Genomic DNA, 23,627 nt, shown 5'->3' on the forward strand with positions numbered 1-23,627 from the left:
ACGTGTGGACTGCACCGCCGCGGTCACGCGGGCCGCGGCGCCCTCCGGTCCTTGCGCTGTGCCAGCTCCTCGTCATCGACCAGCGTAAGCATGGGTTGGCCCGGCGCGCACATCATCGTCACGAGGAAACGGCTCCGGGAATCCGTGCGGTTGTTGCCGTCCTGATAGTGGATGACATCGCCGCCCGGCTCCCAAAAGGTTTCCCCGGCCTTGATCACACGTTCCGGATCGCCTTCGAGCTCGAACAGCATCTCGCCCTCCAGCATGTAGCCGAATGCCGGGCCGGAATGCCGGTGCGGAGGGGTTCCCGGATCGCCCGGGGGGAATTCGACGATGATGGTCATCACCTCGGCACCCTCCGGGACGTGCGGCGGATTCGCTGTCTGCAGCACGGTCAGCGCGTTCTTCCACGCTTCGGAGCGTGGTGCCTGCTCTGTCTTCGCCGGCTCGTTGGTCGACATGGTGAAGCCTCCAGTGGTGCATCGCGGTCTGCAACGCGAGCCGTTCCCGGGACCGAATCGCCGGACCCCCACGAAGGTGCCGGGGGTCATGCCTGTGACGGTCTCCAGTGTCGAGTGGGCTCGGACGAAGTGCATCTTCTCGGCGCCACGGCCTCGCGGGGCGAATCACGGTTTCCTCGGAGGAGCCGCGGCGCGGACTGCCGGACAGCAGGCGGATCCCATGGGGCATCAGCATGTCTCGTCCCACCACACTGCTCGATCCCGCGGCCCGGGATCGCCGAACTGCCGTTTGTACGAGGGAAGATGAGCGCCCTGCGCCGCATCGGCGAGGCGCGCCGGACCTCAGGTTGCCCGACGTCGACTGCCCCCGCGCGCAACGCAGCCCCGGTATGAGCGCGAGGCGGCTCGTGCCGGGCGGCCACCGGTGACGCAGGAATAGGTGAAGGCGACCGGCCGGAGCTTCAGCCGCTCGGGGGCGTGGCTGCCGAAGGGGAGGAGAGAGGAAGGAGTCGCCTTCGCGGCCGACGCCGGGAAGACATGGCGGTCCGGAGACGCATGAAGGGCACTCCCTGAGTGGTGCGGAGGAGTTGGGTCCGCCTCAATATCCGTGCTGACCTGCGGGTATTACGGAAAGCGCTGGTCCGTCACTGGAAGTGAATCGCCGAATCGGCTCTGTCGGCGGCCGCGAGGGTCACGCCCCGCGGATCGCGTGGTGTGCCGGGCGCCCGGCACACCCCTCTATAGGGGGGTGCTGTCGGCTTCGGGGGTCGAGGGCCGACCCCACCCCCACTCGTACGACGTGCGTCGCCCGGCCGGCGCAGACGGCTTCCTTCGTCTCGCGCAGGCGTGCGGCCACTCGGTGCCGAATCAACGCCGATCCGCCGGTGGTGGCATGCGCCGTGTGGCGTCGACGCAGGCCGCCATCGGACCGCCGCGCACCTGTCAGGGGGCCCTGTCCGGGATTCCGATGGATTCCCCCTGCGATCCGCACCATTCGCCAATACGGAATGCATTCTCTTTATTACGGTGAGCGAATTCAGTGCCCTCGATATGGCGCAGGTCACATGATCTGCGTCACTCTTGTGCCGTTTTGAGGCATTTGCCGTGTGGGGTGAGCCATATGGCCCGTGTCACTATGAAGCCGAATAGTAGACCTGGCGACGCGCGTTCCCCGCCGTCTTGGGCATCTCCAGATCATTTCAGGAACCCGATACTAATCATCGTAGTAAGAGGGGGTCATTGACCCGGGATTCGTTCCTGATTAACAATTCTTGGCATCACCCCCCGACAGAACAGGAATTTCCGCATGCAGTTCGCCGCGATGTCCACGAAGTTCGCCCGCATGACCAAGACCAAGAAGATCTCGCTGGGCATGGTCGCGGCCGGCGCCGCCGTGATGGCCGGCACCGTCGTCAGCGCCCCGGCCGCCTCGGCCGCCACTCCCGCCCCGTCCGGCGGCAACGTCGACACCTGGATCAAGGAGTCGCTGAAGGTCATGCACGCCAAGGGCATCCCGGGCACCTACGAGGGCATCCGCAAGAACCTGATGCGCGAGTCCTCCGGCAACCCCCAGGCCATCAACAACTGGGACTCCAACGCCATGAAGGGCATCCCGTCCAAGGGCCTGATGCAGGTCATCGACCCCACCTTCAACGCGTACCACGTCGCCGGCACCTCGCAGAACATCTACGACCCGGTCGCCAACATCACCGCCTCCGCGAACTACGCCGCGCACCGCTACGGCTCGATCGACAACGTCAACTCGGCCTACTGATCAAGCCCGACGCACCACCCCGGTCACCCAACCGATAGCGGGCCCCAGGCCCCCGAATCGGGCCGACCGGACGAGAATCACCGCAGGCCGCGTCCCCCGCGACCGGCCTGCCCACGACAGCCGATCCCGCAGCTGCCCACGGCGCGCCCAACCCGGGCGCACCCGCACCAAGGCTGCGGTCGAGACGGCACGCCTGAGGGCCACCGGGCGGTGGCCACGAGGGACGACAGGCTCGCCATCCACGGCGAGCCACTGTCATGTCCGCCGTCATCAACGAGCGGCCATGACCGGCACGTTCACCACGCGTGCTTCAACCGTCTCGACCCTGTCAGGTCGTCACGCCGGCATCGTTGCCCTCGTTGTCGGCACGTACCTCGCTGCCGGCGCGCTTGTCGCCACTTGGGCTCCCCGGTCCGGCGACCCGACCGGCACTGACGTTCTGATCGTGCCCAGCAGATGGCGCCATCTCGGCCCGCCCATCGCTCCCGAGGCTCCGGCCCCACTCGGCGTCTGCTCCATGACGGCATCCTCGCAGCCGCTACCGTCGGCTCCGGTGCCAGTCGGGCATGTGCAAGCGGCCCCAGGACTTGTCCGGCCGACAGCGGCGGACTGAACCATCTGCACACGCTTCGTGCCTCCGGCCTGTCCCCCGGCCGCGCCCCCGTTGCCTCCCCGGCCGAATACCCGTGCCCCACACAGGGGCGGAGTGCTTCAATGGCCCGCGGCAGGACGGCATTCGTTCAGCAGGGGGCGAACGAGAATGCGGAAGGCGTACCGCGACGTCGTCAACGCCACCACCTGCAGCGACCACTTCGCGACGGTCGTCATCGTGCCTGCCGGCCCAGTTCCGCTGTCCCCGCCCGAAAACCGATCACCTCAATACCGGGGAGTCATGAGATGTCGCTCATCGTGCCGGACTTCGACGAGTCCGTGATCGTCCGCTCCGCGGAGGCCGAAGTGGTCGGCCGGGCCCCGACTTCCATCCGGCTGCTGGCCGACAGCAGCGCGACCGGCGGTGCGCTGTCCACCCAACGGGTCACCCTCACCGACGGTGCCGATGGCGCCAGGCCGCACCACCACGCGGGCTCCGTCGAGATGTTCTACCTGCTCGACGGCACCGCCCAACTCCTGTCCGGCGAGCAGGTGGTCACCGCTGAGCGCGGTGATCTCGTCATCGTGCCGCCCAATCTCCCGCATGCCTTCGCGGCCGCCCCCGGGAGCGACGCCGACATCCTCATCGTCATCACACCCGGAGTCGAACGGTTCGAGTACTTCCGCCACCTGGAGCGCATCGCCTACGGCAAGGTGCCGCCGGAGAGCCTGCTCGAGGTCCAGGAGCTGTACGACACCTATTTCCTGCAGAGCAAGGCCTGGGACGAACGGCGCTAAGGGCTGTCCCCGGTCTGCGACAGCGCCGGCCACCTGCCCGCGGGTGGGCAGGCCGTGGCTGTCGGCGTGCCGCCTTGGTCAGTCCTCCGCGGCGCCCGCCGTCTCTCTGTTGCCGTCGCTGCGTGCGTATCGGGGGGCGTGCCGCGGCCAGGGCTTGGCCGCCTCGATCTGCGCGGCCAGTTCCAGCAGCAGCTTCTCGCCGCCGGGTTTGGCCACGAGCTGCACCGCTACGGGCATTGCGTCGGCGTCCACACCCACGGGAACGGCCAGTGCCGGCCAGCCCGCGATGTTCCAGGAGCCGAAGAGCGAGGCCGTGCGGGTGCTGATCGCGGAGGTGCGCAGCCCACCGCGGTCGCCCCAGCGCCTGGCCTGCGGCGCGGGCTGACTGAGCGCGGGGAGCAGCAGCACGTCGGTCTGCCCGAAAAAGCGTTCCGCGGCGTCGCTGCGCCAGCGGTCCCTCCCATGGGCCCCGTCCAGGTGCACGGCCGCCAATGCCCCGCCGATCGCGGTCAGCCGGCGCGTGCTCCGGTCGAGTCCGGCACGGTCGAGTCCCACGGCGCTGGCCCGCGCCGACGCGTACCAGGAGCTCAGCGACGCGGGTCCCAGCCATGCCGGGTAGCGCCGCATGTGCCGGGTCACCGTGTGCCCGAGCCCTTGGAGCAGCGTCCCGGCCTCCAGCGCGGCGCGGCGGTACCGGGCCGCGATCGGAAAGCCGGGCGAGACCGGCCGTACCGACACGCCGATGCGCAGCGCCCCCACCTCGCCGAGCTGCGCGAAGCTCGCTTCGTCGGCCATCACGGCCAGTCCGAGGGCCGCGTCCCGCACCGTGGTCGCGATGGGGCCGTTCTCGACCAGGCCGAACCAGGTCGGGTCGTCCGGTGCATGCGGCACGACCCCCCGCCCCGGCTTGATCCCGATCGTTCCGCAGCAGGCGCAGGGGATCCGGATCGACCCGAACCCGTCGTTGCCGTGCGCCAGCGGTACCAGGCCGGCAGCCACCGCCGCCGCACTGCCGCCCGAGGAGCCACCGGGTGTGCGCTGCTCGTTCCAGGGATTGCGGGCGATCCCGTAGACACTGTCGGCCATCGGGACCAGACAGAGCTCGGGCACGTTGGTCAGACCTACCACCACGGCGCCCGCTGCCCGCAGCCGTTCGACGATCACGTGATCGCTGGAGCTGCGGTCCGGCGATGTGGCCGCGGATCCGCTACGGGCCTGTTCGCCGGCGACCGCGATGTTGTCCTTGACCGCGACCGGGACCCCCGCGAGCGGCAGGGAAGCACGGGCGGCCCGCCGGTCCACCGCTTCCGCCTCGGCCATCGCCCGTTCCGCCCGCACGTGCCGGAACGCGGACAGGTCCGGATCGAGCCGGGCGATGCGGTCGAGGTGCTGGCGGGTGACGTCGGCCGCGGTGGCCCGTCCTTCACGTACGGCGGAAGCGATCTCGACGGCGGTGCGGCCGGTCCACTCAGTCATGGTGGAGATTCCATCCCTCGCCGCCTGCGCCGCCAAGCCCCGCGCACCCGTGTTACCGAACAGTAATCCTCGGTGGGTGCCGGGCGAGCCCGATCGTCGGGTCGAGTCGCGCACGCAGTGCGGATGGAGCCGGCGGCACAGGGCCCGGATGACAAGGGGCAGGGCGGCGAGGTCTGAGCATCCCTTCCCGCGCGTTTCTCCGGTCCGCGCCCCTCTCCTATCCACACATGCAGCCGGTCGGCCTCGCGTGCGTCAGCTCCACCCAGCGCGCCAGTTCGGCATCGTGGGACCCGACCTGCGTCGCGCGGCTGACGACAGCCGCCGCCGTCTCGTCGGCACGTCCGTCGCGGGTCAGGAGCGTCAAGGGCCACCGAGGACCGGACGGGTCGCCGCACGCCGCCGAACCCGGGGCATGGATCGGCCGCTTCGACGAATTCACCGACCTGCTGGCGGACTGGGGACGCGTCCTCACCGAGGCCGACCGTCGGGGCTGGGGTGTCGTGGGGCTGAGCGAGTAGGGCGGGACCGGGCGTCTCGGGTGACGGTGGTTGTGCCGGCCGCGTGCAGCGGGCTCGAGCGAAGGTGTGTGTGGTGCGTCGTCTCACAGCGCCCCCGCACCGGAGCCTGATCGCATCCCGTGGCGTGAACGGTTCGCGGAGATCGAAGCGAATCGGTCACGTCCCGGCGGATGGTCGAGAACGAGGGGGCCGGAACCGAAGGCGGTGCGGAGACGGTCCACCCCTGCGCAGAGCTCAGGCGTCGAGCCAGCCCCGCAGTATCGCCTGTGCGCCGGCCTGGAAGCGGGTCTCTGCGTTCAGGGAGTCCAGGAGATGTGTGATGCGGCGGCGCGCCGTGTGGACGTGTACGCCCATGCGGCGGGCTATCGCCTCGTCCTTGAGTCCTGAGGCGAGCAGGCCGAGGAGTTCTTTCTGGGTCTCGGAAAGGGGGGCGTCGGCGTCGCCCAGAGGGGTTGCCTGGTCCCAGACCGTTTCGAAGAGAGGGACCAGAGCGTTGCGGAGCAAGGCGTCGCCGACCACCAGGGCCGTGGCTGTGGGGTCCGTGGTCTCGGTCGGGGGGAGGAGGGTGATGCGGCGGTCGATGATGATGAGTTTGGTAGGGACGCCTGTGGTGACGCGGACACGGAGGCCGTGGGAGATCAGGTTGTTGAGGGAGCGCATTCTGCCGGGGTAGGAGAGGCCTTCGCGGTCTATCACCGAACGGACCTCTATGCCCCTGCCGAGGAGGGCCTTGATATCCAGGCCCGGAGAGCGTGAACTGTCCAGGTCTTCGGGGCCTTTGACGTACGGGGGGCGATCGAGCACCATCACCTCCTGTTCCGCCGAGGCCAGCAGCGACTCGGCTCGTTCGCCCACGGCGTGCGTGCCGGTCACCACCTCTATTCCGCCCTCCGATGCGCTGGGGGAACCCTCCATCAGGCGGCCCGCGATCCGGTCCGCTGACATCATCAGCCGTTCCAATTCCGCCGAACGCAGGTGTAGTTCGGCCTGGCGGCGGTGGATGAGGGTGCGGATCGCGGCTGCCGGGGCCGCCGGTCGGGGGAGCGCGGAGGCGGAGTCGGCGGGGGTGGCCAAGCCATGGTCCGAGAGCCGGGTCAGGACGGCGTTCAGCCGCTCGCGCGGAAGGCCGAGTATGCGCGCCAACTCCTCGGGGCGCGCGGCGCGTTGTCTGAGCAAGGCTTCGTAGACTCTCTCCTCGTCCTCCTCCAGGCCGAGGTCCTGCAGTTCCGCCCCCTGGATCATGACCGGATTCTTTCCTGGTCACTGCACCCACACAAGTGTGTGTGTCCACTTGTCAACACGCGTGACGCATTGATGGGTTCAGGTCACTCCAGGTTGCATGGGCGCGCCCGGACAGCCAGCGTGGGAGGGGAACCTTGCGTACATCCAGAGCGCGTGCAGGCAGATCGAACGGCATAGGCGGGGTGAGCGGCGTGGCGGCCCTGCTGGGAGCCGCCGCTCTGCTCGTCGGCGTCGTACCCGCGGCCCAGGCGGCGACCCCGCCGGCCGTGACGCCTGCAGAAGTCATCCCGGGGACGGAGACCGCGACCCCGGCACTGGTGGACGGAATCAAGGAACCGGCGGATGCGAAGGTGAGCGCGCCCACCGCCGCCACCGGGTATCTCGCCGACAGGAAGAGCCGGTACCGCATCAGTGACCCCAAGGGTGATCTGAAGGCCGTGCAAACCCTGAAGGACGGATCCGAGGAGACCGTACGGCTCAGACAGACGTACCACGGTCTCGAGGTACTCGGCGGCCAGTACATCGTGCGGATGAGGAACGAGGGCGGGAAGCGGACCGTCACCGGGACCTCCGGGCAGTACTTCACGCAGCTCGACACCGGAACCACCGCCAAGGTCTCCGACAAGGTCGCCGTGCAGCGCGCGGTCGCCGCCGTCGCCCAGCAGCTGAGCGGGGGAAGCGCCAAGCTCACCAAGGGGAGTGCGGCCGCCAAGAACCGCGAGCCGCTCACCGGAACCGCCGGCAAGCTGGTCGTCCTGCCGCAGGGCAAGGGCGTACTGACGCGCCAGGTCACCGTCTCGGGGACGAACCCGGCGACCAGCGAACCGGTGCTGCAGCAGGTCTACATCGACGCGGGCGCCGGATTCCCCCTCCTTCAGTACAGCTCGATCAAGACCTTCGGTGCGCCCGGCCAGGGCAGCCGGAGCAACGCGGCCGCGGCGACCGCCGCCACCGCGACGGCCGACGAACCTGCGGCCCCGGGGCAGGAGTTCCCCGGCACCACCGGCACCGGCGTCAAGCTCGACGGCACCACGGTCGACCTGGATCTGTACTACTACGCCTGGCGCGGCCAGTACACGATGAACGACTACGCCCATATGTGGGAGACCACCTCCGGCGCGATCAACACCCTCGACGCCCGAGGCCACGACGTCGGCGAGGTGTCCGGAGGCTGGCCCAGCGGAGTCAGGGAGTTCGGCTCCGACACCCAGACGTTCGGGCAGGACGCCACCGACGCGGGCGCGGTCGACGCGCACTGGGCAGCCGGCAAGGTCTACGACTACTACAAGCAGGTCCACGGCCGCGACAGCCTCGACGGGCGCGGCATGGACATCAACTCCATGGTCGGTGTCACCTCCTACGGGCAGCCGTATGTCAACGCCTTCTGGGACGGGGCCAAGATGGTGTACGGGACCGGCGACGCCGAGTACAAGCCGCTCTCCGCCGACCTGGACGTGGTCGGCCACGAGATGACGCACGGCGTCGTCGAGAACACCGCCAATCTGGTGTACGCGGGCCAGTCCGGCGCCATGAACGAGGCGATCGCCGACTACTTCGGCAACGCCATCGACGTCACCGAATCCGGTACGTCCATGAGCGACCCCGACTCCGGGCTGCTCGGAGAGGACCTCTGCCGCAGCGCGACCCCGCGTGAGTGCGCCTTCCGCGACCTCAACGACGGTGCGACCACCTCCAAGAACTTCCTCGGGGTCACCTACGGCAGCGACAACGGCGGCGTCCACCTCAACTCCACGATCTATTCGGGTGCCCTCTGGGACATCCGCCAGGACCTGGGCGCCGACCTCGCGGACAAGATCGCGTACAAGGCGCTCGCCGAGTACATGACGCCGCTGGACGGTTTCACCCAGGGACGTAACGCCACGATCGCGGCGGCCAAGGCACTCGGTGTGACCTCCAAGCAGCTCGCCGTCGTCACACGGTCGTTCAACGCCCACGGCATTGTGTCCGGTTGGGAGAAGGCGCTCGGCGTCGACTCCGACAAGCTCCTGGGCAGGCTCAACACCTACTCCACCGGGACCGGCGCGGGTGGTGGCTGGTGGGCCGCCTCCCGGTCCAACGACGACGGATCGGAACCGTTCTCGGTCTGGGCGGGAAGGACCACCGGCGGCGGGCTGCGGATGATCAGCTCCAACGACGGGAACTACAACGTCTACCCGGCGACCGACGGCAAGACCGTCGTCTGGGCCTCGTTCGGCACATCGAGCATCGGTGTCTACACACGGCCGATCTCGGGCGGGCTCCCGAAGAAGATCTGGTCCTCCTACACCTCGATCAGCGGGCTGAAGATCGATGGCGACATCGTGGTCTTCGAGGAGTTCGACCCCTACGGCCGCCGACATGCCGGTTACGTCAACATCAGGACCGGACAGCAGGCGTACGTCGACGGAGGCTCGTACTCCAAGAGCTCGGCGCTGCCCTCGGTCAAGGGCACGACCGTCGCGTACGGAAAGAGCTGGCCGGACGCGTCCGGCTACCACTTGGGCATCGAGACCCTCGACCTGGCCACCGGCAAGACCACGCTGATGCCGGGCGTCGACCAGGCGCAGGCAATCGGCGGTACCGGCCTCGACGGCACCCATGTCCTGTGGCTGGCGGACGACGACGCCGACGGCACGATGGCGGTCCGCCGGGCCGGCTACGACGGCTCCAAGCCGCTCGACCTGACCCCCGAGTCGGGCGACGGCGCGCTCTACGCCTTCGACCTGACGGTCAGCGACACCTCGGCGACGGTCACCGCCCAGGTACCGGACACGGTCTTGCGCAATGAGTCGCTCGCGAAGCTCTGGCAGGTCCCGACGGACGGCACGGGCCCGGCGGTGCGCGTCTCCTGCAACCGCGGGGAGCAGCTCTATGCGGCAGCCGACGGCGGGCAGCGGGTGGTGTGGATCGACGGGACCACGGGCTACACGGACCTGGTGACGCGCGAGCGTCCGGCGGGCCAGTGTGCGTGAGCGGGTAACGGTCGGCATGTAGCAGTGGCCGGTATTACGGGGACGGGGGAGCCCCCGACGCGAGGACGCGTCGGGGGCTCCCCCGTGGAAGGCCCAGGCTTCCGGCGCGGCCCACGTCGGCCTGGGGTTGCTGATGAAGAGAACGCCAGGGCGCGTCGAGCGTCAGACGGACGACGGCCGGCTGCGTCATGCTGTTGTGGCCGACAAGATCGGCTGCCGCGAGGATGGTGTGCGTCCCGGGGATGACGTCTGCCTCCTCCATCGTGAGCCATCGATGCTGCAGGGGCGGAATGTCGGTCTCCTGCCAGCCCTCTGTTTTCGGCGGTGCGTCGATGCGGAAGTACGTGCCCTCTGCGGTGCGGTACGTCCAGGCGCCGAGCAGCATGCCCCCGGTGCCGTCGGGGACGGCCTTGCCGTAGGTCTTGTCCCTGAAGGAACGCGGCGGTTCGGGCACCGGCTGCCAGCGGGTGCCGCTCCAGTGCAGCAGGATGTGCTCGTCCACATCCCGGGGCTCCTCGCGGTCCTCATCGCGCCCGTCAACGACCGAGTGCACGCCGAGGGCCCAGGCATCGCTCGCGGATTCCGCGCGGATACCCCAGAGGATCGACCCGTTGTCGACCACCTTGGCGTCGTACGGGGCCTCGTAACGGCGCAGGCGGGTCAGCTGCCAGCCTCTGCCGTCCCAGTGGACTGCCGCGGGCTGCTTCGGGCGGTCGTCGAATGCCTCGTCCCCGGCGACCCACACGTCGTCCGCAGCTCGCGCCTCGATGTCGATGCCGCGGGCCGGCAGCGGCATGGTCCGCCACCGGGTGCCGTCCCAGTGCCGAGCGGCGCCCGACGCGTCGAGGGCCCAGGCGTCGTCCGGTGAGACCACATCGAGGTCCACCGGGGGGAAGTCCAGCGGGACCTGGTGCCAGCGGGTGCCGTCCCAGCGCAACGCCGGGCTGCGCTTCCATGGGCCGCTCGGTGCATCGCCGGTTTTCTGCGGCGGCACACCGCCCCACGCGTCCGGGTAGAGCCACACACTGCGTGGACCCGCGGCGGCAAGCCGCAACCACGGTTGTCCCCGCAGCTGGGCGGGGATCTGTATGGCCGACCACCGGCCGTCGCGCAGCCGCAGCAGGCCCGGCTTCCCACTGTCCGCCGCCCCGCGTTCCTCGGTGACCGCCCACGCCTCGGTGGCCGAGACCGCCGCGAGATCCGCCATCTGCACCTGGCCGGGCGGGCCCACGTAGTCGATGCTCCACGCCCCGGCCCGGGGCGGCGGCGGGGGAACGTCGTCCGACATGCCGATCCTGCAGCCGCAGAGCAGCAGCAACAGGGCCGCCACAGGAAGCCACACCGGCACGCCGGATCTTCTCCGCCCCATCCGTCCCTCCCCTTGCAGAGCCCGGGACCCTACAGGTGCTCCACATACGCGTCGAGTGCCTGCAGCACATCCGCCTCCCCCACCACGGCTTCGCCAGGTCGGGCTCGCACCCGTACCCCGGCCGTTCAGGGGCCGGAGCGTGCGCGATGACTTGACGCGCCCCTGACATGATGGCTTCATGGGAGCGCTCCCACGTTTCTTCTGATGCTCAGGTTCATTGGCGCTCACCCTCTGGAGTCACAGTGAGAACAACAAGAAGTACGACACGAAGAAACCCCGTCACCGCCCTCCTGGCCGGACTGGCCACCCTCCTCGGGATCGTCGTTCTCGGCACGCTCGGCCCGACCGCCGCCCACGCCCAGTCGCCCAGCGACGTTGCCACCGGCCTCCACATCAGTGACGGCCGCTTACTCGAAGGCAATGGCAACGACTTCATCATGCGTGGCGTCAACCACGCCCACACCTGGTACCCGGGCGAGACCCAGTCGCTGGCCGACATCAAGGCGCTGGGCGCCAACACCGTCCGCGTCGTCCTCTCCGACGGCTACCGCTGGACCAAGAACAGCCCCGCGGAAGTGGCAGGCATCGTCGCCCAGTGCAAGGCCAACCGGCTCATCTGCGTACTGGAGGTGCACGACACCACCGGCTACGGCGAGGACTCCGCGGCCGGCACCCTCGACCAGGCCGCCGACTACTGGATCGGCCTGAAGGACGTACTCGCCGGCGAAGAGAACTACGTCATCATCAACATCGGCAACGAGCCCCGGGGCAACACCAACCCCGAAGGCTGGACCGCGCCCACGATCGCCGCCGTCCAGAAACTGCGCAACGCCGGGTTCCAGCACACGATCATGGTGGATGCGCCCAACTGGGGCCAGGACTGGCAAGGGGTCATGCGTGCCAACGCCCAGTCCGTCTATGACGCCGACTCCACCGGCAACCTGATCTTCTCGATCCACATGTACAGCGTCTACAACACCGCCCAGAAGGTCACCGACTACCTGCATGCCTTCGTCGACGCCGGACTGCCCATCCTCATCGGCGAGTTCGGGGGTCCCGCCGACCAGTACGGCGACCCGGACGAGGACACCATGATGGCCACCGCCGAGCAGCTCCGGCTCGGCTACCTGGCATGGTCCTGGAGCGGCAACACCGACCCGATCCTCGACCTGGCGATCGACTTCGATCCCAGCCGGCTCAGCTCCTGGGGCCGGCGCATCTTCAACGGCGTCAACGGCATCGCCCAGACCTCCCGGGAAGCCACCGTCTACGCAGGCGGCAACCCCGGTGACACTCAGGCCCCGTCCACTGCCGGTACCCCGACCGCCACCGCCGTGGCCGCCACCTCCGTCACCCTCACCTGGACCGCCGCCACCGACAACGTCGGCGTCACCGGCTACGACATCGTCCGTGTGAGCGGCGGCTCCGAGACCACGGTCGCCGCCTCCGCGACCAACACCGCCACCGTGACCGGCCTCACCGCCGACACGGCGTACACCTTCGCCGTCTACGCCCGCGACGCGGCCGGGAACCGTTCCGCCCGCTCGGCCACGGCGAGCGTCACCACCGACGAGGGCGGCAGCACCCCCGGCGTGGGCTGCTCCGTCGGCTACCGGGCTGTCGGCGAGTGGCCCGACGGCTTCCAGGGCGAGATCACCATCCGCAACACCGGCGCCACCACCATCAACGGCTGGACGCTCGGCTTCGTCTTCGCCAACGGCCAGACCATCACCAACATGTGGGGAGGGGTCCCGACCCAGGACGGCGGCACGGTGAGTGTCGCTCCCGCCTCCTACACCACCACCATCCCCGCCAACGGCACGGTCACCGTCGGCTTCACCGCCGCCAAGGGCGCCACCAACGCCGCCCCGACCGCGTTCACCCTCAGCGGCACCAGCTGCGCTACGGCCTGACCCGGCCGTATCCGCTGACCGGCGGGGGTACTCGCCTCCGTCGGTCAGCACGCCGTCAAAGCCGGTCAGCGCCACCGCGGGCGTGGCACAGCTTCAGCACCCGTCCGCGCAGGCTCACTGGCGTGCAGTCAACGTGCCCCACCTGGTTACCCTGGTCCGGGCCGGTGCCCGCTTCGAGCGCGGCCAGTTCGTTGAGCGGCCGGAAGGGATCGCGGCATGACCGGCCCACACGCCGACGAGGAGCCCGCCGAGCACCGGCGCTTCGCCCGCTACCTGCAGGTCCTGGAGGCCGTTGCCGAGGCGGACGAGACCGACCTGGTGTCTGCCGTACTGCGGGACCAGGACGTGACGATGGGGGACAGCGCGGTGGCCCGCCATCTGGACCGCCGGGCCGCCGATCTGCTGACCGATCCCCATTTCACGGCTTGGGCCCAGACCCTGGCCGAGGCGATCGCGGATCGCGACTTCCTCACTCGCCGCCTCCGCGAGTGGACCCTGCTCAGAAGCATCGCCCTGGGCAAGCCGTGGGCCGCCGAAGAGCTCACCAGCGCATCCGACTGGTTCCAGCGCATGGCCGCAACCACCCAGATCGTGACCTCACCGAGGGCCCTCAGACTGCTGGCCGAACGCGGACGGACCCGCCGCGTCCGAAACGCAGCAAGCCGGCAGCTGAGGCATCGGGACCAGCCCAACTGGCTGACCCACAGACCTTGACGATTCCTCCGCAGAGCATGGCACGGCTTGAAGCACCGGGCACCTCGTGAAGGGTGGCGAGGTGGATCGGACCTAGACCTACTGGGTGCGCAGGAATGCGACGAAGCCTGCCCACGCGCTGTGGCGTACGGCTATGCAGGGCCCACAGGGCTGCTTGGAATCCCGTACACCAACCGCCGAATACAGGTCCGCGACCTCCACGCATTCGCCACCCGTTCCGTTGCTGTAGCTGCTCTTTCGCCACCGGGTGGGGGCGGGGGGCAGGTTCATCGGGAATGCTCCTCGAGGGTTTCGCGGATCAACGAGCTCGATCGTTCAGGGCTGAGAGCCAGCGCCCTGAGATGGTCGAACGCCTTTGTGTACAGGCTGACATCCGCAGCGCTTTCGAGGTAGACCGAGTCGGTCAGTCCTTCCCGGTAGACCACGTCAGGGTCCTCCTGCTCCGGGAAGCCGAGAACGGTGAACGGACCTGTGACCGGGTACGCCCCGGCGTCGTACGGCAGCACCTGAACGGTCACATTTCTGAGCCTCGCGATGTCGAGAGCACGTTCCAGCTGCCCGGCCATGACCGCTCGGCTGCCGACTACGTGCTTGAGAGTGCTCTCGTGAATCACCGTCCAGAGGTCCGGCGGATTCTCGGCCGTCAGGAGCTGCTGCCGGCGCATGCGTACGTCGACCAGCCGCTGGATCTCGTCATCAGACAGGTCGGCCGAGGCCCGGCTCAGCTCGGCTGCGTACTCCGCCGTCTGAAGCAGGCCAGGAATGAACTCCCCCTGATAGCTGCGGAGATCGGAGGCGGCTTGCTCCAGTCCTACGTAGACCGAGAACCACGAAGGAACCGCGTCGCCGTGGGCGTGCCACCAGCCCTTGGTCTTGGATTCCTTCGCGAGGGACTTCAGGAGGTCGCGCAGTTCGTCGGACGTTCCGTAGAAACGGCACAACGCGTCCACGTCCGATGGCTGAACCCGACCCTGGCCGGTCTCCAATCGATTGACCTTGGAGCCGCTCCAGTCGAGCTCCTTGCCGACCTGGTTGCAGGTCAGGCCACTCTCGTCGCGGAGCTTCTTGAGCTCGATCGCCAGTCGGCGGCGGCGCGCTGTCGGTGAACCGGCCACATCAACTCCCTCTCACACAACGGAGATTCCATCCCATCGGAACTGGCCGACTTAGCCAATCACTCTAAGGAGCGAATCTCGCCGTGCACATTGCACAGAGGGATCGGTAGTTGGCATTCTCTGGTCCAGGACAACTGTGAGTCACCGATCTTCACGATGGGTGAAGAGCGGGTTCTCGCACCGGCGAAAGGCGTGCGCTCGTGGTGAAAGGGATCGACGGTTGCATGACGCGGAAGCCTTGGGAACTGCCCTTTCTGGCGGAGCCCGAAGAAGTCGCCGGGTTGAGACGCGTCATGCGGCTGCATCTGCGGTTGTGGGGGCTGTCGGATGTGACCGAGGCCGCCGAGCTCTGCGTGAGCGAGCTTGCGGCGAATACGATTCGGCACGTCGGTGAGGGGACGCCGTGCACGCTCGTGGTCGAGATGCGGGATACGTATCTCCGGATCGGCCTACGCGACCCGGACCCCCGAGCCCTGCCGACACTGCTCTCGGCCGGCCCGGACGCTGAATCTGGGCGTGGGCTGGCGCTGGTGGATGCGGTGTCGGAACGCTGGGGCGTGATTCTGGGCGCAGATTCCAAGGTCGTATGGTGCGAGTTGTCCACGCAGCTCGTCACGCCGGGTGGTCACGTCGACGACCCCAGGGTCGCTAAGGGCGAGGCATTCCTGACGCTCTACGCGGGGGGTTCGGGTGCCGAGATGGTCGGAGCAGGGCGATCTCGTGCTGTGCTCCAGGGGAAGGTGGCGATTGTCCTGATCGCCGACCTTCTCCACTGGCTAAGGGCCCACGGCTGCGACCCGGACGAGGCGCTGGATCAGGCGCAGGCGCACTTCGAGAGGCGTGGGCAACACTGACCGATCGCCTTCAGGTCAAGTGTAGTATAAATTAGGCCATTTGAGATCAGGGGACGACGTACGTGATCGAAAGCGAGCAGGCGGCCGGAAGTATGTTCGCATGGCTGCGTACAGGGCTGTCTTCGGGCATGTAGGTGAGTATCTTCCAGGCGTCCATTTTGAATCCCGACAAGCTGTCAAGGATGCCAAGCTTCACAAAGAGCGTGAGGCAGGTATCTCATGGGGGCTTGATGCCGACGGGGAGCGAGTCGCCGATGCGATCGTGCTGAATCAGGGCTATGAAGACGATCTCGACAAGTGGGATGAGGTCATTTATACAGGTGCTGGAGGCCGAGATCGCAACACTGGCCGGCAGGTAGAGGACCAGACCTGGGAGAACCGTGGGAACGCGGGTCTCAGGCGGAGTCGGCTTATGGCCAACCCCGTACGCGTCATCCGCGGCAGCGAGGGCGAGCACGAGTATTCGCCTGTCAGCGGCTACCGGTATGACGGTCTCTACCAGGTAGTCGATGAATGGACCGAAGTTGGTAAGGCCGGATTTCGGATCTGCCGGTTTAAGCTGCTCCGCCTCCCAGCCGAGAGGCAGGAGCTCACGCCCATTGAACAACAGGTCCGAGACATTCTCGATCGGCAAGGTCAAGGTGCGGTCGATGGGGGCGATCGTGATCTGCCTGACGCGGCTACGCAACGACGCACGTCCACGGTCGAACGCATCGTCCGCGACACTGCTGTTGTCCGCCGGGTTAAGCGGTGGCACGAGTACACATGCCAGTTCTGCGGCCTGGCGCTGATGGTTGGGGCGGAGGGTAAGAGCTACGCCGAGGGAGCGCACATACAGGCGCTCGGTGGCGCAGTAGGCGGTCCCGATGTCGAAGGGAATGTGCTGTGCCTATGCCCAAACTGCCATGTGCGACTTGATCGTGGCGCTCTCTACCTGACCGATGATCTTCATGTTGTGGATCGCTATACGGGAGATCCGTCCTTGCGGCGAATTCCGTTGAGGACTGTGGCGCGACATCGCATTGGGAAGCGATTCCTGCGAGCTCATCGTCGATTCTGGCGTATAAGCGATCCGGGTCGCTAACCCGCGGCGATTGCCGAGTACGTCCACACGTCCGCTGGCATCTCATGCCGAAGCTTCCAGACGATTCCCATGGGCTTGCTGCCCTTGTGCTCGACGTACTCGGCTGGTCCTAGGAGCATCCACGGCTGGGGTCCGCCGATATCCGTCTTCTTGTAGCGGCGCACGAAGAGGAGGATGTGCGTGTCCTTGTCCTTGTGGGCCCGGTAGCGAACGCCGGTGGGCGATGTCTCCGAGGTCTGGTTCTGGGACTCCCAGTGGAACAGGGACTCGTTCAGGGCGTAGTCCTTGTATCGAGTCTCTGGGGAGAAGTCCTTCTCGTCCTTTTCGAGAGTGATCAGTAGAGCATCGGTCTGGATGTCCTCGCACCACTTCACACCCTCGCGGAAGTGCCCCGGCATGAAGCCGCCCACGTACGACTGCCCCAAGGCGGGGAGGATCTCCTCGCGACTGTATGAGGCGTGGACGGTCAGCGGCAGGCCTGCGTGACCGCCGAGCAGCGCGACGGGTACGTGATCGGCGAGATCCAGCACGTGGGCGAGGACTTGGCTGAGTTCGTCACGGAAGGCATGGTGGGGGCGAAGGGTGTCGAAGCCCTCCTGGTAGCTGTTGAAGTCACCGCCCAACGGCCACAGCGAGAAGAAGAACATGCGGGCGTATGCCTGCTCCTGTTCGCTGAGCTCGTCGTAGGTGGGGGCGTCGTCAGTGAGGAGCTTGCTGTACGCGGCGACTCGGAGCGGGTCATCGACGTGAAGGAAGGCCGATACCCGCTTGAGTAGCGCTGCCTCTCCCTCCGGCCCGGTCTCGCCGAGGAGCTTGGCGCGGCGGAGCAGACCCGTCCATGAGTTCCCGTTGCCACGGTAGAGCTCCTTGAGTTCTCGACCGCTTCCCTTGAGGTAATCCGCGAGCCGTGGCTCGGCGTACGAGGCGACCTCACGCGCGAGCTGGGTGACATTGACGCTGATCTGGCTGCGAATGTTGTCAATGATCAGCTCCTTGGCCTTGCTCTCCAGGATGATCTGGCAGCCAGAGGGCAACTGCGGAAAGTCGTGCTCGATGTTGGCGAGCAGGCGATTGCGGGTCAGGTTGGTCAGCGCGCGGAACTGCTCCTCGAAGCGGAACTCCTTGCGGTGCTGACCGATGAAGTCCAGGACAGTGAGGACGGCCTTGTCCTCGGTCCGGCGCAAGCCCCGTCCCAGTTGCTGGAGGAACACGGTGGCGCTGGACGTGGGGCGCAACAGGAGCAGGGTGTCGACATCGGGGATGTCGAGACCCTCGTTGAACAGGTCGACAGAGAAGATGACGTGGAGTGCTCCGGCCTTCAGTCGCGCAAGGGCGTCTTGGCGCTCATGGCGTGGCGTCTCGCCGGACAACGCGACGGCGTTGAGGCCGGCTCGCCGGAAGAAGTCGGCCATGAACGCTGCGTGGGCCACCGACACGCAGAAGCCCAGGGCGCGCATCGCGCCCGGATCGGCGACCTTGTCCCTCACGGCCTGCACGATGAGTCTGGCCCGTGCGTCGTTGCCGGTGAAGAGGTTGCTCAGGGCCGTGGCGTCGTACGATCCCCGCTTCCAGGTGATGGCACTCATGTCGGTGTTGTCGGTGACGCCGAAGTAGTGGAACGGACTGAGCAGGTCGTTCTCGAGAGCTTCCCAGAGGCGCATCTCTGCTGCGATCCGGCCCTCGAAGAACTCGTCCTGGATGTTGAGCCCATCCATGCGTTCCGGAGTGGCGGTGAGCCCCAGGAGCTCCTGCGGTTCGAAGTGATCCAGTAGGCGGCGGTAGGTGGGAGACGTACCGTGATGGAACTCGTCGATCACGATGACGTCAAAATGGTCCGGAGAAAAGCGTTCCAGCGCACGAGAGTTGAGCGACTGAACGCTGGCGAAGACATGTGTCCATGTGTCAGGGATCTCTCCACCGACGAAGAGCTTGCCGAAGTTCGCGTCAATCAGCACGTTCTGGTAGACGCGCAGAGACTGCTCCAGGATCTCCTGGCGGTGAGCCACGAAGAGCAAGCGTGGATCGCGGCCCCATGTCTGCCGCAGGCGCTTGTAGTCCAGCGCTGCCATCACGGTCTTGCCGGTGCCCGTCGCCGCTACCAGGAGATTATGGTTCCGGCCGTGGACGGTGCGTTCCACCTGGAGGCGTTCGAGCATGTCGCGCTGGTGCGGATAAGGACGGACCTCAAGTCCCGAGAGCGAGAGTGGTGCAGCACCGTTCCGGTTGGATCCGCCAGCGTGTGACAGGGCATCGTCGAGTCGCTGTGCGTCGTTGTCGGGGTCGTACGACTCGAAGGAGCGCTCGCTCCAGTACGCGTCGAAGGTTGCCTCGAACTTGCGGAGGACGGACGGCGTGGCGACCGACGACAGTCTCACGTTCCACTCGAGCCCATCGAGCAGGGCAGCCTTGGAAAGGTTTGAGCTGCCTACATATGCCGTGTCGAAGCCACTGGCGCGGCGGAACAGCCATGCCTTGGCGTGGAGACGGGTTGAACGGAGTTCGTAATTCACCTTCACCTCGGCGCCGAACTCGCGGACCAGGCGGTCCAGCGCGCGACGTTCCGTGGCGCCGATGTAGGTCGTCGTCAGTACGCGGATGGGGACGCCGCGATCGCGTGCAGAGGCGAGCGACTGCTCAAGGACTCGGAGTCCGTGCCACTTCACGAAAGCGCAGAGCAGATCGACACGGTCCGCTGTGGCCAATTCGGCCCGCAGCTCAAAGCCCAGGCTCGGGTCGTCAGGTGAGTTGGTGATGAGCGCCGTCTCGGAGAGCGGCGTAGCGGGGCGAATCGCGTAGACGCCGGGAGCCTCGTGCTCCGCGACGGCAAGCAACTGCCGGGGGCCCTCAATCACGAGATCGACCCACTCGGTTGCACCTTCGATGGTGTTGAGAGACTCCAGGATGTGGTTGGCGGCGATCACCTGCTCCGCAGGTGAGAGACCCTGGAGAACCTGCCGCACGACGTTCCCGATGTGTCGCGACAGCACGTGAGGTGCAGATTCCGGGCCGACTGTTTCATCGATGGAGCGCCGGCCCGAGGTATCGAGCTGTTTCATACGCTCCTCGAGGCGACGGGTGATCAGCGTCTCGTAGAGCCCAGCGACCGGAGCTGTGTCGCCTGCAAGGTCGTTGGGCATGGCCGAGTCCCCCTCGATTCGTCTGCTGTGCATGCAGTTGTATCAAGCAGCAGTGACCGGCCAGGACTTCGTTGACCACTTCAGTGAGGTGCGTGGCGTCCGGCCCGGCCTTTCGCGAATTCGGCTGGGCTCGTTCGATGTGCTGCACCTGCCAGGTGCGCGGTGCTCTGGCGTCGGGCGGCCGGTTCTTTGATGACGCTCTTCGGGGCGGCAGCCGCCTCGGGCGCCGGCGCCCGAGGCGGCGGGGCATGAGCGGTCAGCGGCGGTAGCAGTACGAATCCGAGGAGGCGTCGCCGCCTTGCAAGCGCGTCTGGTGCACGCGCAAGCCGAGGAAGTCCGGGCCGTGCGGGAAGAAGCTGCTGTCGACGGAGAGCCCGCCGTGCGCGGGGTCGGCGTCGAGTTTGACCATCCAGGGGTCGATACCCGCGGGATAGAGCTGCGCGTCCCAGGCGGAGTACAGGGAGTTCGTCAGGTACACGCGCCGCCCGTCACGGCTGAGTTCGACCATCTGGGTTCCGCCGGTCAGCGGAATGTCCGGCTCGGCGGGGAACGGCTGTCGGCCGACGACGCCGCCAAGACGCACGGACGAGGTCTGCCTCGGATGGAACGGGTCGCTCACGTCGTACTGGAACAGCTCGCCGGTTCCCCATGCGGATACGTACAGCCACTGGTCGTCCACCGACAGGTCGATGTCGGTGATGAGCGGGGGCACGGCGCCGAACGGCTGCAGCGCTGGGGGCAGGTCCTCCGTTCGCGCGGGCTCGGCAGGGACGGTGATCACCTTGCGGACCACGAAGTGATCGCCCTCTCGATTCCACAGCCACACGGACGCCGACAGGTCCTCCACGTCGACCACGGTGTTCGTGAATCCCCATGTTGCCTCGGGGTCGTGCGCGGGACGCAGCTCCAGCACCATCTGGTTCTCATCCCCCAGATCGACGCGTTGCAGGTGCCGGCCGGAGTCCAGCTCCCAGAAATGCAGTGAGTGGCCGTACTGGCGGCCCAGTAGCAGTTCGGGGACAAGGCCGTCCTCGACCATCGAGGGGCTCCCCCACTCGCTGGTCACGGCGATGTTCTGGCGCAGATGCCACCAGACGTCGTAGGCGAGCCGCTGCGGTCCGCGGTCGCTCTCCCAGGCGCGCAGCACTTCGAAGCTTTCGTGGTCCAGCAGGGCGACGCCGCCAGGCCCGTCCGCACCGTTCGCGCCGCCCAGGCAGGACAGGAACATGCCGTCGGGGCCGCAGTGGAGTGTGTGCGGACGCGAGTATCCGGCCTTGGCGGCCAACTCCTCGGCCTCGACCGTTTTGACGAGGCGGGGGCGGGCGGGATCGGGGTCGGTGTCGAAGACGTGCAGCCGGGAGGAGCGCAGTCCCGGAACGATCAGGTAGCGCCGCGCAGCGTGATGATGACCGGCATGCGCCAGCGCGCTCGAGCAGGCGTTCCAGCCGAAGTGGTGCAGTTCGTTGCCCAGGCCGGGCAGCTCGACGTGGGAGGTCACGCGGCCGTACACGGGGGATTCGGGGTCGGTGCCGACCGTGAACAGGGCATCCGCGCGCTGTGCGGCCGGGTCGAACCCGACGACATAGGCGAGCTTCTCCCGGGGTGCGGCGACCGCGTCCGCCGGAGTGCGGTACAAGGTGGGGTCCCTGTGGTCGTCGCGGTCGTGAGCGCGGTCGGTCGTCGTCATGGCGTTTCCGTTCTCCCGAACGGGAGCCTGGATCCGTGGGACTCTCCCGACAGGCAGCCGGGCTCAGTCGTTCGAGATCGATGTACAGACGCCGGACATTGATGCCATGGATTCAGCGTTTCACAGCCCCCGGACCACTGCCAGGGCGGCAGCGCGGAGGTGCGGACAGGCCGCAGCGCGCGGCTCGTCTCCGGCACGCCCGGAAGCCGCGGCGCAGAACGCAGCCGGACTTTCCGGCCGCGGCATCCGACCGTGTCGGACGCCGCTCGCTGATCCGGCCTGAGCGACCGGACGGCGACCGCAGCAGCCGACGGGAGACACAGACCGTGTGTGACCGACGCCGCTCGGCGACGGCCCCGGGAACTTCCGCAGCCGCGGCTCGATGGTGCGGATTCAACGGCGGGACCTCACACCTCAGCAGGCTCGACGCCTCCGGCAACGGCATGACCTTGCCGGCCACGAGGCCGGCGAAGGACGTGTTGTGCTCGCCGTCCCGGCCCCGCCGGGACGGATCCGGTCCCCCACCGGGGTGGGGAAGCGCAGTCCGCAGGCGATCCGGAGCAGGTGGTCCTCGCGCAACCTGCCCACAAGCAGAAACTCCCGCTCTGAACGGACATGAGGGTCCGTCAGGCGGCTGACGAACCCTCATGCAGGATCGAGGCTGGAGAGATTCGGTGGCATTTCGGCCTGTGTGTGCCTCGACGACGAGTCGCACGGCGTTCTCGGGCTGCTCGTGCTCCCAGAAGCGCAGAACGGTCCAACCGGCCGCTGTCAGATGCTGGTTCGTCCCCAGATCGCGTGCCTTGTTGTGGTCGGCTGTGTCGAGCGCCGGCTGCGAGAAGACGCAGGAGAAGGGCCCCGATCCGGGTGGAGGATCCGGAGGGGCCCTTCAACGATGCGGTGGCCTTCCCAGGTTGCTACGCCACCCCGTGACACTCCCGATAGGCCCGCCCCGACCCGCACCAGCAAGCCGCGTTCCGGGCCGGCGGCCACGGCACCGCCCGGCCGCGGGCGGCGAGCGTGGTGGCGTACTGGGGGAGGAGGTTCGGGTCGGAAGGGGAGGCGGCTTCCGAGGCGGCGAAGGCCTCGTACGAGGGGACCGTGCCTGTGACGATGCCCAGGTTCGGGGTGCCCGCGGAGTGGAGGTCGCGGAGGGCGGCTTCCAGGTCGGCGAGGTGGTCGGTGTGGGAGGGGTACTCCGCGTGCAGGGTGGGGTACGCGGCGATGAGCTCGTTCAGTTCCGGTTCCGTCCAGTGCAGGACCGCCACCGGGAACGGACGGGAGAGCGCGGTGCGGTAGGTGCCCAGTTCGGCGCGGAGGCGGGTGATCTCGGCCTGGAGCTCGCCCGGGTCGGAGGAGCCCAGTGACCACAGCCGTTTCGGGTCGTGGAGCTCGTCCAGCGGGACCGTGGCGGTGTGGAGCGTGTCGGTCAGTTCGTCCCAGACGTCGTGCTCGACACCCAGCAGGCGTCGTACCCGGTGGCGGCCGGTCAGCAGGGACTGGGTGGCGTACGGGACTTCCTCGCCGGGTGTCAGGAGCAGGGTCAGCGCGGTCGTGAAGTAGTCGTGGGCCGACTCCAGCTCGTCGTGCGATTCCAGGGTCTCGGCCGCGATCTGCCAGGGGCCCGCTTCGAGGGGGCCCGCCGTGCGGATGCCTTCGATGATGGCGCGGGCCTCGGCGTCGTGGCCGTACTCCCAGAGGTTCGAGGCCTTGAGGGCCTTGATCAGGTGCGGGTCGGCGGTGTTCGTGGCGAGGAGTTCGTCGTAGAGGGTGGCGGCGCGGGCGCGTTCGCCGGCGAGTTCCAGGTGGGCTGCGGCCCTCAGGTGCAGCGGTTCCCGGTCGTCGGGGTACTGCGCCGCCGTGCGCAGCAGGCGCTCGGCTTCGGCGATGTGGTCAGCAGGCGTGTCGGGGCGCATGAACCA

General features: G+C 67.8%; 18 protein-coding genes. 9 read left to right on the forward strand and 9 right to left on the reverse strand.

Going from position 1 to position 23,627, the window contains the following annotated elements:
* Nucleotides 1-23: 23 nt before the first annotated feature.
* Entirely contained in the window at nt 24-461 is a 438-nt protein-coding gene (locus OG878_RS25080) for a cupin domain-containing protein (RefSeq protein WP_328888852.1), read from the reverse strand.
* A 1,306-nt stretch (nt 462-1,767) separates the two neighbouring features.
* Between OG878_RS25080 and OG878_RS25085 the strand changes: the two genes are divergently transcribed.
* Together OG878_RS25085 and OG878_RS25090 are read left to right on the forward strand one after the other, a co-directional pair.
* Nucleotides 1,768-2,235: a transglycosylase SLT domain-containing protein gene (locus tag OG878_RS25085; RefSeq protein ID WP_443049164.1), complete on the forward strand. Its 468-nt coding sequence runs from the start codon at nt 1,768-1,770 to the stop codon at nt 2,233-2,235.
* An 897-nt stretch (nt 2,236-3,132) separates the two neighbouring features.
* Nucleotides 3,133-3,624: a cupin domain-containing protein gene (locus tag OG878_RS25090; protein WP_328888853.1), complete on the forward strand. Its 492-nt coding sequence runs from the start codon at nt 3,133-3,135 to the stop codon at nt 3,622-3,624.
* 78 nt (nt 3,625-3,702) lie between these two features.
* On the opposite strand, the gene OG878_RS25095 is transcribed toward OG878_RS25090, so the two are convergent.
* Complete coding sequence (locus OG878_RS25095; protein ID WP_328888854.1) at nt 3,703-5,100, reverse strand: amidase; 1,398 nt, start codon at nt 5,098-5,100, stop codon at nt 3,703-3,705.
* 227 nt (nt 5,101-5,327) lie between these two features.
* Here OG878_RS25095 and OG878_RS25100 point away from each other — a divergent pair, with 227 nt between their 5' ends.
* Complete coding sequence (locus OG878_RS25100; RefSeq protein WP_328888855.1) at nt 5,328-5,618, forward strand: hypothetical protein; 291 nt, start codon at nt 5,328-5,330, stop codon at nt 5,616-5,618.
* A 234-nt stretch (nt 5,619-5,852) separates the two neighbouring features.
* Here the strand turns inward: OG878_RS25100 and OG878_RS25105 are convergent, their stop codons facing one another.
* Nucleotides 5,853-6,860: a helix-turn-helix domain-containing protein gene (locus tag OG878_RS25105; RefSeq protein WP_328888856.1), complete on the reverse strand. Its 1,008-nt coding sequence runs from the start codon at nt 6,858-6,860 to the stop codon at nt 5,853-5,855.
* 191 nt (nt 6,861-7,051) lie between these two features.
* Between OG878_RS25105 and OG878_RS25110 the strand changes: the two genes are divergently transcribed.
* Complete coding sequence (locus OG878_RS25110) at nt 7,052-9,832, forward strand: M4 family metallopeptidase (protein WP_328888857.1); 2,781 nt, start codon at nt 7,052-7,054, stop codon at nt 9,830-9,832.
* A gap of 34 nt (nt 9,833-9,866) precedes the next feature.
* Here the strand turns inward: OG878_RS25110 and OG878_RS25115 are convergent, their stop codons facing one another.
* Nucleotides 9,867-11,201, reverse strand: a complete 1,335-nt coding sequence (locus tag OG878_RS25115; RefSeq protein WP_328888858.1) for a hypothetical protein — start codon at nt 11,199-11,201, stop codon at nt 9,867-9,869.
* Nucleotides 11,202-11,443: 242 nt separating this feature from the next.
* On the opposite strand from OG878_RS25115, the gene OG878_RS25120 reads away from it, so the two are divergent.
* Nucleotides 11,444-13,114: a cellulase family glycosylhydrolase gene (locus OG878_RS25120; RefSeq protein WP_328888859.1), complete on the forward strand. Its 1,671-nt coding sequence runs from the start codon at nt 11,444-11,446 to the stop codon at nt 13,112-13,114.
* A 216-nt stretch (nt 13,115-13,330) separates the two neighbouring features.
* Entirely contained in the window at nt 13,331-13,828 is a 498-nt protein-coding gene (locus OG878_RS25125; protein ID WP_328888860.1) for a hypothetical protein, read from the forward strand.
* A 78-nt stretch (nt 13,829-13,906) separates the two neighbouring features.
* On the opposite strand, the gene OG878_RS25130 is transcribed toward OG878_RS25125, so the two are convergent.
* Both OG878_RS25130 and OG878_RS25135 read right to left on the reverse strand, forming a co-directional pair.
* Nucleotides 13,907-14,098 carry a DUF397 domain-containing protein gene (locus OG878_RS25130; RefSeq protein WP_328888861.1) on the reverse strand — a complete coding sequence of 64 codons (192 nt, stop codon included), beginning with the start codon at nt 14,096-14,098 and terminating at the stop codon, nt 13,907-13,909.
* Nucleotides 14,095-14,943 carry a helix-turn-helix domain-containing protein gene (locus tag OG878_RS25135; RefSeq protein WP_328888862.1) on the reverse strand — a complete coding sequence of 283 codons (849 nt, stop codon included), beginning with the start codon at nt 14,941-14,943 and terminating at the stop codon, nt 14,095-14,097. The genes OG878_RS25130 and OG878_RS25135 overlap by 4 nt, the downstream gene beginning before the upstream one ends.
* 200 nt (nt 14,944-15,143) lie before the next feature.
* On the opposite strand from OG878_RS25135, the gene OG878_RS25140 reads away from it, so the two are divergent.
* Together OG878_RS25140 and OG878_RS42335 are read left to right on the forward strand one after the other, a co-directional pair.
* Nucleotides 15,144-15,797: an ATP-binding protein gene (locus OG878_RS25140; RefSeq protein ID WP_328888863.1), complete on the forward strand. Its 654-nt coding sequence runs from the start codon at nt 15,144-15,146 to the stop codon at nt 15,795-15,797.
* Nucleotides 15,798-15,897: 100 nt separating this feature from the next.
* Nucleotides 15,898-16,881 carry a YDG/SRA domain-containing protein gene (locus OG878_RS42335; protein WP_443049165.1) on the forward strand — a complete coding sequence of 328 codons (984 nt, stop codon included), beginning with the start codon at nt 15,898-15,900 and terminating at the stop codon, nt 16,879-16,881.
* Here OG878_RS42335 and OG878_RS25150 read toward each other — a convergent pair.
* Nucleotides 16,878-20,018 (reverse strand): DUF3427 domain-containing protein, encoded by a 3,141-nt coding sequence (locus OG878_RS25150; RefSeq protein WP_328888865.1) that lies wholly within the window; start codon nt 20,016-20,018, stop codon nt 16,878-16,880. The genes OG878_RS42335 and OG878_RS25150 overlap by 4 nt on opposite strands.
* Here OG878_RS25150 and OG878_RS25155 point away from each other — a divergent pair.
* Nucleotides 20,017-20,211, forward strand: a complete 195-nt coding sequence (locus OG878_RS25155; RefSeq protein ID WP_328888866.1) for a hypothetical protein — start codon at nt 20,017-20,019, stop codon at nt 20,209-20,211. The genes OG878_RS25150 and OG878_RS25155 overlap by 2 nt on opposite strands.
* A gap of 63 nt (nt 20,212-20,274) precedes the next feature.
* Here the strand turns inward: OG878_RS25155 and OG878_RS25160 are convergent, their stop codons facing one another.
* The gene (locus tag OG878_RS25160; RefSeq protein ID WP_328888867.1) at nt 20,275-21,705 is read right to left on the reverse strand and encodes a selenium-binding protein SBP56-related protein; all 1,431 of its coding nucleotides are present in this window, start codon (nt 21,703-21,705) and stop codon (nt 20,275-20,277) included.
* A gap of 917 nt (nt 21,706-22,622) precedes the next feature.
* Nucleotides 22,623-23,621, reverse strand: coding sequence for an SEC-C domain-containing protein (locus OG878_RS25170; protein WP_328888868.1), 999 nt, complete (start codon nt 23,619-23,621; stop codon nt 22,623-22,625).
* Nucleotides 23,622-23,627: the final 6 nt, after the last annotated feature.

Origin of the sequence: Streptomyces sp. NBC_00316 (assembly GCF_036158715.1) — a bacterium.
Lineage (GTDB): Bacteria > Actinomycetota > Actinomycetes > Streptomycetales > Streptomycetaceae > Streptomyces.